13 protein-coding genes are annotated in these 16062 nt (G+C 32.4%); 10 read left to right on the forward strand and 3 right to left on the reverse strand.

Annotated elements, in window-relative coordinates; all coding sequences use genetic code 11:
• Positions 1–531: 531 nt before the first annotated feature.
• The 10 genes from pflB to RYL55_RS03550 all read left to right on the forward strand — a co-directional run bounded on the left by pflB (position 532) and on the right by RYL55_RS03550 (position 12557).
• The gene (gene pflB / locus RYL55_RS03505) at positions 532–2847 is read left to right on the forward strand and encodes a formate C-acetyltransferase (protein ID WP_315007336.1); all 2316 of its coding nucleotides are present in this window, start codon (positions 532–534) and stop codon (positions 2845–2847) included.
• Positions 2848–3134: 287 nt separating this feature from the next.
• Entirely contained in the window at positions 3135–3878 is a 744-nt protein-coding gene (locus tag RYL55_RS03510) for a protein phosphatase 2C domain-containing protein (protein WP_315007338.1), read from the forward strand.
• Positions 3879–3926: 48 nt separating this feature from the next.
• Positions 3927–5402, forward strand: coding sequence for a UDP-glucose--hexose-1-phosphate uridylyltransferase (gene galT, locus RYL55_RS03515; protein ID WP_315007340.1), 1476 nt, complete (start codon positions 3927–3929; stop codon positions 5400–5402).
• 149 nt (positions 5403–5551) lie between these two features.
• On the forward strand, positions 5552–6214 hold the full coding sequence (locus RYL55_RS03520) for a DUF1868 domain-containing protein (RefSeq protein WP_315007342.1): 663 nt from the start codon (positions 5552–5554) through the stop codon (positions 6212–6214).
• Between the two features lie 26 nt (positions 6215–6240).
• Positions 6241–7314: an extracellular solute-binding protein gene (locus RYL55_RS03525; RefSeq protein WP_314349142.1), complete on the forward strand. Its 1074-nt coding sequence runs from the start codon at positions 6241–6243 to the stop codon at positions 7312–7314.
• 96 nt (positions 7315–7410) lie between these two features.
• Positions 7411–8421, forward strand: a complete 1011-nt coding sequence (locus RYL55_RS03530) for an ABC transporter ATP-binding protein (protein ID WP_315007345.1) — start codon at positions 7411–7413, stop codon at positions 8419–8421.
• Between the two features lie 12 nt (positions 8422–8433).
• Positions 8434–10125: an iron ABC transporter permease gene (locus tag RYL55_RS03535; protein WP_315007347.1), complete on the forward strand. Its 1692-nt coding sequence runs from the start codon at positions 8434–8436 to the stop codon at positions 10123–10125.
• Positions 10126–10127: 2 nt separating this feature from the next.
• Positions 10128–10826 carry an MgtC/SapB family protein gene (locus tag RYL55_RS03540; RefSeq protein ID WP_315007349.1) on the forward strand — a complete coding sequence of 233 codons (699 nt, stop codon included), beginning with the start codon at positions 10128–10130 and terminating at the stop codon, positions 10824–10826.
• A gap of 169 nt (positions 10827–10995) precedes the next feature.
• Positions 10996–11991: a LacI family DNA-binding transcriptional regulator gene (locus tag RYL55_RS03545; protein ID WP_315007350.1), complete on the forward strand. Its 996-nt coding sequence runs from the start codon at positions 10996–10998 to the stop codon at positions 11989–11991.
• 287 nt (positions 11992–12278) lie between these two features.
• Positions 12279–12557 carry a hypothetical protein gene (locus RYL55_RS03550; protein WP_315007351.1) on the forward strand — a complete coding sequence of 93 codons (279 nt, stop codon included), beginning with the start codon at positions 12279–12281 and terminating at the stop codon, positions 12555–12557.
• 44 nt (positions 12558–12601) lie between these two features.
• On the opposite strand, the gene lacD is transcribed toward RYL55_RS03550, so the two are convergent.
• The 3 genes from lacD to RYL55_RS03565 all read right to left on the reverse strand — a co-directional run bounded on the left by lacD (position 12602) and on the right by RYL55_RS03565 (position 16047).
• A complete protein-coding gene (gene lacD, locus RYL55_RS03555; RefSeq protein WP_315007353.1) occupies positions 12602–13606 on the reverse strand; it encodes a tagatose-bisphosphate aldolase in 1005 nt (334 codons plus the stop codon).
• A 66-nt stretch (positions 13607–13672) separates the two neighbouring features.
• Positions 13673–14833, reverse strand: a complete 1161-nt coding sequence (nagA, locus tag RYL55_RS03560) for an N-acetylglucosamine-6-phosphate deacetylase (protein WP_315007356.1) — start codon at positions 14831–14833, stop codon at positions 13673–13675.
• Positions 14834–14880: 47 nt separating this feature from the next.
• Positions 14881–16047: an SIS domain-containing protein gene (locus tag RYL55_RS03565; protein ID WP_315007358.1), complete on the reverse strand. Its 1167-nt coding sequence runs from the start codon at positions 16045–16047 to the stop codon at positions 14881–14883.
• Between the last annotated feature and the right edge of the window lie 15 nt (positions 16048–16062).

Consider the following 16062-nt stretch of genomic DNA (forward strand, 5'->3'; position numbering starts at 1 on the left):
AATCTGGGCTTATAGCCCCGGTTCAAACCACCCGTTAGACGGGTGGTCATGATTTGAAGAAAAACATCTTTAAATGATGTATTAGAACAGTATTTAAAATATGTATAAGTTTAGAGTTTTTTTATAGGATAAGAGAAGGATAAATCCTCAAGAGTATGAGTTAAAAATGAAAGCGGACACAGTAAAATCAAGCGTTTTAGGAATTGTATACCGTTAATGTAGAGATGATTGACGGAATTATTTAAATTATTTTATGAGTTGTAATAGTCACTTAACTGTATTAATACAGTTAGTTTGAGGTGTGTCAATTTAAGCTTTTAACTGATTTTTAAGGATGAAAGCTTTCAGAATAGGTTTTTTAATAGCTTTTCTTTATAATTTTTGAACAAAGCACTTGTAACAAATATCACTTAATTGAGAAAATAGTACAGATTTTTGTGATTATTCCATTGCTAATTCTTGAGAAAAGATGTATAATAACCTTGTTAAAAGAACAACAAAAAATAAAAATAAAAGAAAAGAGGAAAATAAATGGTTAACAAAGCAGTTGTTGAATCCCAAGAAATTTTTGACAAAGCTTGGGAAGGCTTCAAAGGTTTAGACTGGAAAGAAAAAGCAAGTGTATCACGCTTCGTTCAAGCGAACTACACACCTTATGATGGAGATGAAAGCTTCCTTGCTGGGCCAACAGAACGTTCACTACACATTAAAAAAGTTGTAGAAGAAACTAAAGCTCACTATGAAGCAACTCGTTTCCCAATGGACACTCGTCCAACTTCTATTGCTGATATTCCTGCTGGATATATCGACAAAGAAAACGAAGTAATCTACGGTATTCAAAATGATGAATTGTTCAAATTGAACTTCATGCCAAAAGGTGGTATCCGTATGGCGGAAACTACTTTAAAAGAAAATGGATATGAACCAGATCCAGCTGTTCACGAAATCTTTACAAAATACGTAACAACAGTTAATGATGGTATCTTCCGTGCTTATACTTCAAACATTCGTCGTGCTCGTCACGCACACACTGTAACTGGTCTTCCAGATGCATACTCTCGTGGACGTATCATCGGCGTTTATGCACGTCTTGCTTTATACGGTGCAGACTACTTAATGCAAGAAAAATTAAACGACTGGAACTCAATCGAAGAAATCGATGAACAAACAACTCGTTTACGTGAAGAAATCAGCTTACAATACCAAGCATTACAACAAGTTGTTCGCTTAGGTGACTTATACGGAGTTGATGTTCGTAAACCAGCGATGAACACTAAAGAAGCTATCCAATGGGTAAACATTGCTTTCATGGCAGTATGTCGTGTTATCAATGGTGCTGCTACATCATTAGGACGTGTGCCAATCGTTTTAGACGTTTATGCTGAACGTGACTTAGCTCGTGGTACATTTACAGAATCAGAAATCCAAGAATTCATTGATGATTTCGTTATGAAATTACGTACAGTTAAATTTGCTCGTACAAAAGCTTATGACCAATTATATTCTGGTGACCCAACATTCATCACAACTTCTATGGCTGGTATGGGTAATGACGGTCGTCACCGTGTTACTAAGATGGACTACCGTTTCTTAAACACATTAGACAACATTGGTAACTCTCCAGAACCAAACTTAACAGTTTTATGGACTGATCAATTACCATACAACTTCCGTCGCTACTGCATGCACATGAGCCATAAACACTCTTCAATCCAATATGAAGGTGTAACAACAATGGCTAAAGATGGATATGGCGAAATGAGCTGTATCTCATGCTGTGTATCACCACTTGACCCAGAAAACGAAGAACAACGTCACAACATCCAATACTTTGGAGCTCGTGTAAACGTGTTGAAAGCTCTTCTAACTGGTTTAAACGGTGGTTACGACGATGTACACAAAGACTACAAAGTATTTGACATCGACCCAATCCGTGATGAAGTTCTTGAATTCGAATCAGTTAAAGCTAACTTCGAAAAATCTCTTGACTGGTTAACAGACACTTATGTAGATGCATTAAATATCATCCACTACATGACAGATAAATATAACTATGAAGCTGTTCAAATGGCATTCTTACCAACTAAACAACGTGCGAACATGGGATTCGGTATCTGTGGATTTGCGAATACAGTTGATACTTTATCAGCTATTAAATACGCTACAGTTAAACCAATTCGTGACGAAGATGGATACATCTATGACTACGAAACAATTGGTGAATACCCACGTTGGGGTGAAGATGACCCTCGTTCAAACGAATTAGCAGAATGGTTAATCGAAGCTTATACAACTCGTCTACGTAGCCACAAACTATATAAAGACGCAGAAGCTACAGTTTCATTATTAACAATTACTTCTAACGTTGCTTACTCTAAACAAACTGGTAACTCTCCAGTTCATAAAGGGGTATTCTTAAACGAAGATGGTACTGTAAACTTATCTAAACTTGAATTCTTCTCACCAGGTGCTAACCCATCTAACAAAGCTAAAGGTGGTTGGTTAGATAACTTGAAATCATTATCAAGCTTAGACTTCAGTTATGCAGCTGACGGTATCTCATTAACAACTCAAGTTTCACCACGTGCTTTAGGTAAATCTCGTGATGAACAAGTAGACAACTTAGTTGCAATCTTAGATGGATACTTCGAAAGCGGTGGTCAACACGTTAACTTAAACGTAATGGACTTAAACGACGTTAAAGATAAAATCTTATCTGGTGAAGACGTAATCGTACGTATCTCTGGATACTGTGTAAACACTAAATACTTAACTCCAGAACAAAAAGCTGAGTTAACTCAACGTGTATTCCACGAAATCTTATCTATGGACGATGCATTAGCATAAAAATAGAATTTAAATGGAGACCACCTAGCCTTTGGCTAGGTGGTTTTTTGTGATTCAACTTAAATTATTTTTCAATATATAAAACACACAAAAATGTAAGCGTATCATTATTTGTGTGTTTTTATTATATTTTTCTAGACAATTATACTTTGAAGGTATATGATGAAAGAAATGACATCGGTGTCATATCGATATTTTAAGTAAATCTAGAATTTAATTAACTAAAATTGTGTTAGTAGAAATTGATTAACTATAGAATCAATTTATTGGTATTGGGGGTAGAAAGTATGAAAATAAGAAATATTTGTTCTATACAAGGAACAGCAATGGAAAATGAGGATGCCTTAGGGAATATTGAAAATTATTTTTGGATTATTGATGGGGCTACAGATTTATATGATTCAAAAAAGTCTATTGGATACTCTGTTTCTGAGATAACTCATCTATTATCTGAAAAACTAAAAGTACATTGCAATGAAAAAGAATCTTTAAAGACTATTTTTCAAAATGCTATAAAGGAAGTTAGAAATATTATAGGTTTAAATGATTCCAATCATGAAGAATACTATAAATTACCAACATTTGCCTTTATTATTGCAAGATTGTCACGAAGAAAACTTGAATATTTAATCCTTGGTGATTGTGTCATGTTAGTAAATGATGAACAATTAACTGATCATAGAGTGGATCGATTATTTGATTTAGGGAAAAATGAAATAGAGAATTCAAAAAAAGGATTAAATGTATTAAATAAAAAAGAAATTTTACAAAAAATTAGAGGACTTGCTAATAAAGAGAAAGGTTATTGGATTGGTTCTTTAGATGATTTAAGTATTGAACATGCGCTATATGGAAATCTTGAAGTTACTGGAGATAAAATTGTTTTGATGAGTGATGGATTTTATGATTATTATTCTCAAAATACTACTAAAAGTTTTGAGGAATTAATCGAAATGAGAAAACAATCGACAGAACTTGATCCTATTTATGGAAAAAAAGATGATGCAAGTATATTAGTTGTTGAATTGTAAGGCGATATTACAAAGGAAATTTTAAAATTTAAATTAAAGGAGAAAATAATGAAACCATTAATTGACAAATTTGTAGAGAAAGTTATTAACTACGGAGTATATAGTTCAATGGATTATTCCTATGTTAAAAATAGGGTACTAGCTTTAGTAGGAGAGGAAGGAATTGACACTTTTACAAAGGAAGAAGATATAAAAAACCTAAAAGATAGTTTAGTGGAAATAGCAGAAAAAAATGGAAAAGTTCAATCGACAGCTGAAGAAAAAGACTGTTTAGGTGCAGAGTTAATGAATTTTATTACTCCAATACCAAGTCTTATGAATGAAATTTTTTGGAATTCATACAAGGTATCTCCTCAAAAGGCAATTGAAAATTTTTATCAAATAAGTAAGAATAATGATTATATTAAGTTATCCGCTATTTCAAAAAATGTTGCGTACCAAGCAGAAACGAAGTACGGAAATCTTGAAATTACTATTAACTTATCAAAACCTGAAAAAGATCCTAAAACAATTGCAGCTGAAAAATTACTGAAACCATCAAATTATCCAAAATGTCTTTTATGCATGGAAAATGAAGGTTATCAAGGACGAGTGAATTATCCAGCAAGAGCAAATCATAGAATTATAAGAATGAATCTTGGAGAAGAACTGTGGGGATTTCAATATTCTCCGTATTCATATTTTAATGAACATGCTATCTTTTTTAATTCAGAACATGTTCCGATGGCAATTACTCCTAAGACATTTGAACAATTATTAGATATTATTGATATTATTCCAGGATATTTTGTAGGATCAAATTCTGATCTTCCTATTTCTGGAGGTTCTATACTAAGTCATAATCATTATCAAGGTGGAAAATATGTATTCCCAATGGAAAAAGCGGATTGCGATATAACTTTTGAATTTACAGGATTTGAAGATATAGAAGCTGGAATAGTTAATTGGCCAATGTCAGTTATTAGATTGCGTGGAAAAGATAAAAAGAAAATTATAGAATTGTCGTCAAAAATATTGAAAACATGGAAAACTTATACAGATATTGAATTAGATATTATTGCAAGAACTGGTGATACTCCTCATCATACTGTTACTCCTATTGCTAGAAAAGTTGATGGAAAGTATGAAATGGATATAGTTTTAAGAGATAATCATACATCTGAATTACATCCGGACGGTGTTTATCATCCTCATAAAGATGTTCATCATATAAAAAAAGAAAATATTGGATTAATAGAAGTTATGGGGCTTGCAATTCTACCACCTCGCTTAAAAACAGAATTAGAAGAAGTAGAGAAATTTTTATTAAATAAACCAAATGAAGTAGCAAAGTATCATTTAGATTGGGCAAAACAATTAAAAGAAAAATATTTAAATATAGAAGAAAATAAAGTTACTACAATTATTCAATATGAAGTAGGGCAAATTTTTGCTAGAGTATTGGAAGATGCTGGTGTTTATAAAAATAACCAATCTGGTCGAGAAGGATTTAAGAGATTTATTGAAACAGTGGGAATTAATTAGAATAGCTTAAATATAAAACTATAAATAAATTTCTAAAAAGAATTTAAAAAAAATAAAATGAAAACGGTTGACAAGGAAACGTTTGCAAAGTATAATGAGCTCATCAAGTTGACACCGGTGTCAAAAAGAAAAAACAAAGGAAGAAGTTTATGAAAAATCTAACTAAAATTAAATTTAAAGAAAATGGTGAATTTAATCATTTTCCAGGAAATACTGTAGTTGCAAATTTATACAGTAAACCAGACTTGATGGAAGTAGTTGATATTATTCAATCACGTTATAGAGAGTTACCATTTATTGATAAATTTACTCTAACACCTAGAGGATCGATTCACATGACAGTGATTGAGTTACTTTGTCATGAGAATCGTGAATCAGAGTTTTGGAGTAGTAACTTATCATTAGATACCCCATTGCAGGAAATTCATGATTATTTTGCAAAACAATTAGAATTATTTCCATTATTGAATGAAAATATTCATATGAGAGTAACTGAAATGGGAAATCAAAATATTTTAGTGGAACCTGCTGATGAAGAGTCTGCTAAAAGATTAGAAGAAATACGTACATATGTTTCAGAAAAAGCAGGAGTACGTTTCCCAAATCATGATCGATATCAATTTCATATCTCAATTGGATATTTACGAGTTCCGTTAACTGAAGAAGAAGATAAGGAATTTAAAAAAGTAAAAGAAGAATTAACAAAAGTATTACTAGAGAAAGTACCTGTAATTACTGTAAATCGCATTGATTATACAGTGTTTGAAGATATGAGACAATTTATTCCATATCATGAAAAATTTGGCAAATAAAAAATTAATATAAAAGGAGTTTTATTATGAAAACTAAGAAATTTTTATCAAAATTATTAACAACAGTATTTACAGCAACAGCTTTAGCAGCTTGTTCAAGTAGTACAAATCCTTCATCTAATTCTAACTCAGGAGCTGATGAAAAAGCAGATAAAAGTCAAGAATTAGTAATCTATTCTAACTCGGTATCAAACGGGCGTGGAGACTGGTTAACAGCTCAAGCTAAGGAAGCAGGATTTAATATTCGTATGGTTGATATTGCCGGTGCACAACTTGCAGATCGTGTTATTGCAGAAAAAAATAATTCAGTTGCTGATATGGTATTTGGGATTGGAGCTGTAGATTCAAATAAATTACGAGATGCAAAATTATTAGAACAATTTAAACCTGATTGGTTTGATAAAATTGATTCATCATTAGCAGATAAAGATGGTTTTTATAACCCAGTGATTGTTCAACCGTTAGTATTAGTTGGAAATCCTGAAGCGAAAGAAATGCCAAAAGATTGGACAGAGTTAGCAAGTAAATATAAAGGTCAATATTCAATTTATGGATTAACAGGTGGTACTGGACGTGCGATTTATGCAAGTATCTTAGTTCGTTATCTTGATGAAAAAGGAGATTTAGGTGTATCTGAAAAAGGTTGGAATGTTGCAAAAGATTATTTTGCAAATGCATATACACTTCAAAAAGGTGAAAGTACAGTCGTTAAAGTTTTAGATAAAGAAAGTCCTGTTCAATATGGTATGATTTGGGGCTCAGGAGCATTAGTAGGACAAAAAGAACAAAATGTAGAATTTAAAGTAATGACGCCAGATGTAGGTGTTCCATTTGTAACAGAACAAACAATGGTATTAAATACTAGTAAGAAAAAAGCACTTGCTAAAGAATTTATTAACTGGTTTGGTCAAGCTAAAATTCAAGCTGAATACAGTAAAAACTTTGGATCTATTCCTGCAAATAAAGATGCTGTAGCTGAATTACCAGAAGATACTAAGAAATTTGTGGGACAACTTAAACCACAAGCTATTGATTGGGAAGTTGTTGGAAAATACTTAGACCAATGGGTTGAAAAAGCAGAATTAGAATACGTTAAATAATTTTATAAATGGTATCAGGAGTCTCGCAGGGTCTAAACTCTATTAGATAGAAAAAACTTTGCGAGACTTTTTGAAATAGATGAAGGAGAAAACATTATGATTAAATTTGAAAATATTCAAATTAAGTATGGAGATTTTATTGCAATTGATAATCTTAATCTTGAAATTAATGAAGGTGAATTTTTTACTTTTTTAGGACCGTCAGGTTGTGGAAAATCAACAACTTTAAGAGCTTTAGTAGGGTTTCTTGATCCTTCTCAAGGACGAATTGAAGTAAATGGGAAAGATGTGACTAAATTAGAACCTGAAAAACGTGGAATTGGAATCGTGTTTCAATCTTATGCTTTATTCCCAACGATGACAGTATTTGATAATATTGCTTTCGGATTGAAAGTAAAAAAAGTTGCTCCAGATGTTATTAAAGCAAAAGTTGCAGCAGTAGCTGCAAAAATTAAAATTTCTGATAAACAATTACAACGTAATGTGTCAGAATTATCTGGTGGTCAACAACAGCGTGTAGCATTAGCTCGTGCATTAGTATTAGAACCTAAAATTCTTTGTTTAGATGAACCTCTTTCTAATCTTGATGCAAAATTACGTGTAGATTTAAGAAAAGAATTAAAACGTCTGCAAAAGGATTTAGGAATTACAACATTATATGTTACACACGACCAAGAGGAAGCTTTAACATTATCAGACAGAATTGCTGTATTCAATAATGGGTTTATTGAACAAGTAGGAACACCACCTGAAATTTATCATCAATCAAAAACAGAATTTGTATGTGATTTTATTGGTGATATTAATGTCTTAACTGAAGAAACTGTTCATGATATTTTATCTAAAAATCCGTCAGTAAACTTAGAAGATAAGAAAGGATATATTCGTCTAGAGAAAATTCGTTTTAAACGTGAAACAGAAGAAGATATCTTATTAAATGGCACAATTATCGATACAGAATTTTCTGGTGTAAACGTTCGATATACGATACAAGTATCTGAAAAACAAATTGTCAATGTGACTCGTATTGATAGTCAATTTGCAATTAAATCTGTGGGGGAAAATGTAGAACTATATATTACACCTTCAGATATTGTTCAATATTAGGGAGGAGATAGTATGCGTAAAAAGTTAAATTGGAAAGATTGGCTTATTCGTTTAGGGTTAGTCTGGTTCCTAGTAACGTTTATTATTTATCCAAACTTTGATTTAGTAGTGAATGTATTTGTTAAAGACGGACATTTTTCTATAAATGCAATTGAACGTGTTTTAAAATCTCAAAGAGCTCTACAAAGTATTATGAACAGTTTTAAATTAGCTTTTTCATTGATTATTACAGTAAACGTTGTAGGAGTACTTTGTGTATTATTCACCGAATACTTTGATATTAAAGGAGCTAAAATCTTAAAATTAGGATACATGACTTCATTGATTTATGGAGGGGTTGTTCTTGCGACAGGTTATAAATTTGTTTATGGACCTTATGGAATGATTACAAGAGTTTTACAAAACATTATTCCTTCACTTGATCCTAACTGGTTTATTGGATATGGAGCAGTATTGTTTATTATGACTTTCTCAGGAACTGCTAATCATACATTGTTTTTAACAAATACGATTAGAAGTGTAGATTATCATACAATTGAAGCTGCACGTAATATGGGTGCAAAACCTTTTACAGTGTTTAGAAAAGTAGTTTTACCTACTTTAACACCTACCTTATTTGCATTAACTATTATGATTTTCCTTAGTGGATTATCTGCAGTTGCAGCACCAATGATTGTTGGAGGAAAACAATTCCAAACTATTAACCCAATGATTATTACATTTGCGGGAATGGGAAATTCTCGTGATTTAGCTGCATTACTTGCGATTGTTTTAGGAATTGCTACAACAATTTTATTAACTATTATGAATAAAATTGAAAAAGGTGGTAACTATATTTCAATTTCTAAAACAAAAGCACCTTTGAAAAAACAAAAGATAACTTCAAAACCATGGAATATTATCGCACATATTGTTGCATATGCATTATTTACAGTGTTTATGTTACCTTTGGTCTTTATTGTTCTTTATTCATTTACAGATCCAGTAGCGATTCAAACAGGAAACTTGTCATTGTCTAACTTTACTTTAGAAAACTATTATCAATTCTTTAGTAATAGTGTTGCTTTCTCACCATTCTTAGTCAGCTTTATTTATGCAATTCTTGCTGCTATTACAGCAACAGTCCTTGCTGTTGTTTTTGCAAGAGTGGTTAGAAAACATAAATCTAAATTTGACTTCTTGTTTGAATATGGAGCTTTGCTTCCTTGGTTACTACCAAGTACATTATTAGCAATTAGTTTACTGTTTACATTTAACCAACCACAACCACTTGTATTAAATAAAATTTTAGTTGGAACATTTGTAATGTTATTGATTGCATATATTATTGTAAAAATTCCATTTTCATATCGTATGGTTCGAGCTATTTTATTTAGTGTTGATGATGAAATGGAAGATGCTGCTCGTAGTATGGGAGCATCACCATTTTATACTATGATGAAAGTTATTATTCCATTTATTTTACCAGTAGTTCTTTCAATCATTGCTCTTAACTTTAATTCGTTATTAACAGATTTTGATTTATCTGTATTCTTATATCATCCACTAGCTCAACCATTAGGGATTACTATTCGTTCAGCAGGTGATGAAACAGCAACTTCAAATGCACAAGCACTTGTCTTTGTATATACTATTGTATTAATGATTATTTCTTCAACAGTACTTTACTTTACTCAAAGACGAAGTAAAACAACTAGGAAGTAATTATGACTGCTTTAACCAATATTGATATAATAATACGAATTGTCTTATCACTTATAGCGGGAAGTCTAATTGGTATGGAGCGTGGAGGCAAATCTCAACCGGCAGGTATCCGAACGCACAGCGTTGTTTGTGTTGCAGCCTGTCTAATAATGATGACGAATGAGTTTGTTTCATATAAGTTTGGAACGGGGGATCCTACACGTTTAGGAGCACAAGTAGTCTCAGGAGTAGGTTTTTTAGGGGCAGGAACAATTCTTATAAAAGAAAATAAAAAGATTACAGGATTAACAACGGCTGCAGGAATTTGGGGAGCTGCAGGTATTGGTTTGGCGATAGGCGTTGGGTTCTATCAAGGAGCTATATTAACGGCTATTTCAATTTGGGGAATTATTTCAATGTTTCAACCATTGAAAATATATTTACAAAAACGTTCAAAAATTATTGAATTGTATATAGTGGTAAATTCAACAGAAGCCTATAATCGTGTATTAGTATATTGTGCTGAAAAACATATTCGTGTTACAGATTCAAGAACAGCTTTTGGCGAAGTGAATCAAAGTCGAATTCAATATTTTGATGTACCTGAAAAGAAAATAGCTTCATTTATTACTTTAGAACTTCCTGGTCGTTTTGAACATCTTCGTCTAATGGAAGAATTATCAGACATTGTTGGAGTTATTTACTTAGAAGAAACTAGTTAACGCAAGATAAAAAGGCGAGGGTAACCTTGCCTTTTTATAATAAAATAAATTGTTCGAAGTAATATATTGTTCGTGAAATATGAAAAATATAAATTGTATGTTAGGATTATATTTGATAGAATGATAGGGCAAATTACTTTGAAAATTTAGATTATTTTGAGGACTAAAAATGAAAAATAACAAGAAGATTACTATTTATGATATTGCACGAATATCAGGGGTATCCCCAAAGACTGTTTCAAGAGTTATTAATGGGGGAGAAAGAGTTAAATCTGAAACCTATCAAGCTGTAATGAAAGTAATAGATGAATTATCATATGTTCCAAATGCTTATGCTCAAAATTTAACGAAAAAAGAAACCATTAATATTTTAATATCTGTGAAAAAAATGGAATCATTCCCTTTAATTTGGTTTCAAACTTTACTAGATAAGGTATTGCAGACATGTAAAGAAGTAGGAGTTAATGCAATTGTTGAGTATTTTGGAGAAGGAGACTCTATTAAAGATTCTATTATTTCCAGTACAGGTAGTTTAGTTGATGGTGTAATTGTATTTTATGAAGGAAAAGATGATAGTCGAATTCAATATTTGAAAAAGAATAATATGCCATTTATTGTATTTGGAGAGTCTCACACAGATGGTGTTATTTATGTTTCAAATAATGATTTTCAAGCAGGATATGATTTAATGGAAGCTGTTGAAGAAAAAGGCTTTAAAAAGATGTGGTTATTAATGGGTGGACCATCTCTTGTTAATAAAAATCGTGAAAATGGTGTTAGAGAGTTTGTAAAGGAAAAGAGATATGATATTGATTTAGAAGTTACATATGGCTTATTTACAATTGAATCTGTATATGATTATGTAAAAGAGCATTTATCAACTTCTAATATTCCGGATATTATTTTTGTTTCTGGAGATGAAAAAGTTCAAGGTGTTATTAGAGGATGTTATGAAAAAGGGATCTTGATTCCTGATCAACTGACAATAGTTGGTTTTGATAATATACCAATAGCTAAATATTATACTCCCGCATTATCAACCATCGCTCCAAATTATACAGAATTAGCTAAAGAAATGATTGAAGGTGTTTTAGCAATTATAAATGGTGAACAAAGAGAGTCAGTTGAAGTTTCCGCAAGTTTAATAAGACGGCAAACTTTTTAATCTATGAGTAGAAAGTTTTAACAAAGTTGGATAATGATTTATCTTGAGATTATCTTGAGATTTTTAGTATTAAACACATTGGAAATGTTGATATAAAAGGAATTTTAATTATGTTTTATCTTGAGAATAAGGAGGCTTAGATATGAATAAAAAGATGTCTAAGCTTTCTCTTGTATAAATAGATTATTTAGAGTTTAAATTGAAGTGGGGCGTATAATACCATACCCTATTGACAAGACTATATGAATTGTGTAGAATACAACAAATATCAAAAGTAGGTGAATGGAATGAGAGAATGGTATAGAGAACTGCGTGAAGATTATAATGTTAGTCGTTCATACCAAGAAGGATTTTGTGAATGGTATATAAAAAGAAAAGCGCCAGATAGTGTTAAATTCATTTTATCTCATGCCATTCTTTTATTCTCAATCTATTTATGGACAAATTTTGTACTTTGTATGATTTTAATTGGTATTGGATCAGTAGCATGTATAGTGTTAGAATTATATGAATGGCTTCGAGATATCAGAATTGCTTATCAAAAGAAAAAATTGAAAACCAACTAAAAAAGGCTGGAGAATAACTCCAACCTTTTTTTGCGTTTAGTAACTTATTTTACTTCTACACGATCTAACCATGAAGTAGCTGTTGCATCTAATACAACATTTAAGTCTTCAATATTTTGACGACCAGTTGATGCTAACCATTCACGACCTTTTTCGTCTCCTTCGTTAGCATAAACTGCTACTGAATCTTTCCAAGTAGCACGTCCACATAATACTCCATTGAATTTAGAACCTGCTTCTTGAGCAAAGCGTAAAGTTTCTTGGAATAATGATGCAGATACACCAGCACTTAAGAAGATAAATGGTAAGTGAGTGATTTCTGATTGTTCTTTGAAGTATGCTAAAGCTTCTTGACGAGTATAAACTGGTTCAACACCTTCTGCTGTAAAGCCTTCTACGAAGTTCATATTTACAGGAACTTCAACTTTTAATACATCTACTTGATAACGAGGGTCAGAGAATACTTTCATCGCATCATTTACTTTATGAGGTTTTAAGCTTGCGTAGTGAGCAGATTTTACATCTTCGTTACTTGCATCATAAGAAACGATTTCTAAGAAGAAAGGAATATCTTCAGCAGTACATTCACTACCAACACGTTCTACCCATGCATGTTTGATATCGTTAATTGCTGGATCTTCATCAATATCATAGTAAAGTAATACTTTTACAGCATCTGCTCCGATTTCTTTAATACGTTTAGCTGACCAGATTGGTAATAAATCAGGTAAGCGTCCAACTTCAGTAGCATCATAACCTGTTTTTTCATAAGAAATTAATAATCCACAATCTGCATTTCTTTTTTCTGCAGCAGGTAATCCATATTCTGGGTCTAATAAAATTGAGCTTGAATATTTTGTTAATTCTTCAGAAATTAATTCTTTAAAATGAATAATCCCTTCATCACCTGTTTGGTCTGGATTTCCAGCAGCAATCATTTTTTTAAGAGAACCACGTTGGTCGATGGCTAATGCACCGATGACATGATTTTCATTTGATAAACGACGTAGATGTTCGTATTTTCCTTTTGTAATTGTTAATTTTGACATATATAACACTCCTAATCATTTTATTGCAAGGGTTTCTCACGCCTTATATTCTCTGTCTAGCCTTTTTTATTTTTCAAAATAAGCTTTACCGTCTAAATAAGTTGCTTGTAATTGTAAGTCATCATCTAATACGATAAAGTCAGCTGCATATCCTGGATTTAAATGTCCGCAAACATCGTCAATTCCAACTGATTTTGCAGGAACTAAGCTTGCCATTAATAGAGCTTCGTGAGGAGTTGCAATTCCCCATTTCACAACATTTTGAACACCTTGGATTAGTTCTAAGATACTACCAGCTAGGCTACCATTATGTTTCAAACGAGCTGTTCCGTCTTTTACAATAACATCAAATTCTCCTAATGTAGATTCGCATTCTCCTAATCCACCAGCACGCATACAGTCTGTAATAAGAGCTGTACGATGACGTCCACAACAATTCATCACAATATCCGCAGCAACTGGATGAACATGGTGACCATCACAAATTAATTCATCGAATACATTGTATGCATTTGGAAGTGTTAGAGCTGCACCTACAACACCAGGTTCACGGTGGTGAAGTCCACGCATACCATTATAAGTATGCACGAAAATGTTTGCTCCTGCTTCAACTGCATTTTTACAATCTTCGTATGTTGCATCTGTATGGGCTAAAGCTACGTAAATATCTTCTTTTACAGCGTGTTTAATAAAGTCTACTGCACCATCACGTTCAGGAGCAATCGCAATTTTCTTCACCCAGCCGCTTGCTTTTTGTTGCCATTCATCTAAAATTTCTGTTTTTGGATCTCCCATATATTTAGGATTTTGAGCACCTTTATGAATTTCACTAAAGAATGGTCCTTCTAAGAAAATCCCTCTAATTTTAGCACCAGGAATAGATGCAGCATTATCCCCGATTGTTTGACAAACATCATTTAGTAACTCTCTAGAAGCTGTTAGAGTAGTTGGTAAGTAGGAAGTAACCCCACAACTAGGTAAACCAGCAGAAATGGTTTTTAAACCTTCTACATCATTATCCATGACATCTGCGCCTTTGTATCCATGAATATGTGTATCCACAAGACCTGGGGCAATGCTATAGGCAGAATAGTCTATAATAGAACCATCTGTTGGTCTTTCTTCTTGAAATTCCCCAAACACCCCTGATTCTAAAATAGGTAAATATCCAGGCCCTTTGACAACATCTTCGAAATAAAATTGTTTTGCATAAATATAAGTAGTCATAATATCCCTCCTTTTTAATCTTTTTTTACGATATATTTATGAACGAATTAAACATTTAATGGGTGAATAGTTACCCCTTTTACAACACGGTTTACTGTTCCACTTGGAGAAGGTGTGTCAGGTTTATTCCCCACTTTAACAGAAGATAATAGTCCGATTGTTTGTCCGAAGATAGCATATGGTAGTGCTAAATAAGCATCTGGAACTGAAGTGAATTCTTCTGCAAAATTAAAGCTTGTTCCTTCATATTGACCTTCAACAGATACTCCTACTGCACAAACTAATGGAGCAATACTGTCCCCATTCATTTCTTCTAAAATATCTAAGTCATATTGACGTGTATAAGCATCATTTGAAACAAAGACAAATGCTAGAGAACGAGCATCTACGAATGATTTAGGACCGTGACGGAATCCCATAGAAGAATCATAGATTGTAGCAATTTTACCAGCTGTTAATTCTAGAATTTTTAATTGTACTTCACGTGCTAGACCTGCTAATGGACCAGAACCAAGATAAATGACACGATTATAGTCTAAGTCTACAAATTGTTGTAAGACATGTTCACGTTCTAACACACTTTCTCCCATTTGACGAATAGCTGTTACAAAAGCTGCTTTTTCTTCAAGTGAGTGTCCTTCATCGAAAATTAATAAAGCTGTTAATGTCATACAAGTGAAGCTACCAGTCATTGCAAAACCAGCATCATTTGAACGAGCAGGCATCATTAATAATAAGTTACGGTCATCTCCAGGTGCTGCTAGAGCTAATTTTCCTTCTGGAGCACAAGTAATTGTAATTTGATAGAAGTCTTTCACAATTTGTTGTCCTAATTGAACGCTGGCTAAACTTTCTGGAGAATTTCCGCTACGTGCAAATGATACTAAAATAGTAGGGATTTCTGCTTTGAAATAATCTAGAGGATTACTTACTAAGTTAGTAGTTCCTACAGATTGGAATTCAAAACGATCTTCACGTCCATGACGTTTTAAATAAGGTAAAATTGTATCTCCTACATATTGAGATGTACCTGCACCAGTAAAAATAACACGATAGTGATCATGTGGTAATGACTCTAAGAATGCTTGAATACGGTTTAAGTTTTCTGAATAATAATCAAATGCTTCCTGCCATAATTCTGGTTGTTGGCGAATCTCACGAGTTGTGATTTCTGCTGTTAGTGCTTCTAGTTGTTCTTTTGAAAATTGAAACATTTCAAAACCTCCCAT

Source organism: uncultured Granulicatella sp. (assembly GCF_963515615.1).
In the GTDB taxonomy this organism is placed as follows: Bacteria; Bacillota; Bacilli; order Lactobacillales; family Aerococcaceae; genus Granulicatella.

What these genes read in the sequence shown, in the direction of transcription:
- RYL55_RS03525 (WP_314349142.1), top strand. Translation starts at nt 6,241, where the DNA reads ATGAAAACTAAGAAATTTTTATCAAAATTATTAACAACAGTATTTACA.
- lacD (WP_315007353.1), bottom strand. Translation starts at nt 13,606, where the DNA reads ATGTCAAAATTAACAATTACAAAAGGAAAATACGAACATCTACGTCGT.
- nagA (WP_315007356.1), bottom strand. Translation starts at nt 14,833, where the DNA reads ATGACTACTTATATTTATGCAAAACAATTTTATTTCGAAGATGTTGTC.
- RYL55_RS03520 (WP_315007342.1), top strand. Translation starts at nt 5,552, where the DNA reads ATGAAAAATCTAACTAAAATTAAATTTAAAGAAAATGGTGAATTTAAT.
- RYL55_RS03550 (WP_315007351.1), top strand. Translation starts at nt 12,279, where the DNA reads ATGAGAGAATGGTATAGAGAACTGCGTGAAGATTATAATGTTAGTCGT.
- pflB (WP_315007336.1), top strand. Translation starts at nt 532, where the DNA reads ATGGTTAACAAAGCAGTTGTTGAATCCCAAGAAATTTTTGACAAAGCT.
- RYL55_RS03545 (WP_315007350.1), top strand. Translation starts at nt 10,996, where the DNA reads ATGAAAAATAACAAGAAGATTACTATTTATGATATTGCACGAATATCA.
- RYL55_RS03530 (WP_315007345.1), top strand. Translation starts at nt 7,411, where the DNA reads ATGATTAAATTTGAAAATATTCAAATTAAGTATGGAGATTTTATTGCA.
- RYL55_RS03540 (WP_315007349.1), top strand. Translation starts at nt 10,128, where the DNA reads ATGACTGCTTTAACCAATATTGATATAATAATACGAATTGTCTTATCA.
- galT (WP_315007340.1), top strand. Translation starts at nt 3,927, where the DNA reads ATGAAACCATTAATTGACAAATTTGTAGAGAAAGTTATTAACTACGGA.
- RYL55_RS03510 (WP_315007338.1), top strand. Translation starts at nt 3,135, where the DNA reads ATGAAAATAAGAAATATTTGTTCTATACAAGGAACAGCAATGGAAAAT.
- RYL55_RS03565 (WP_315007358.1), bottom strand. Translation starts at nt 16,047, where the DNA reads ATGTTTCAATTTTCAAAAGAACAACTAGAAGCACTAACAGCAGAAATC.
- RYL55_RS03535 (WP_315007347.1), top strand. Translation starts at nt 8,434, where the DNA reads ATGCGTAAAAAGTTAAATTGGAAAGATTGGCTTATTCGTTTAGGGTTA.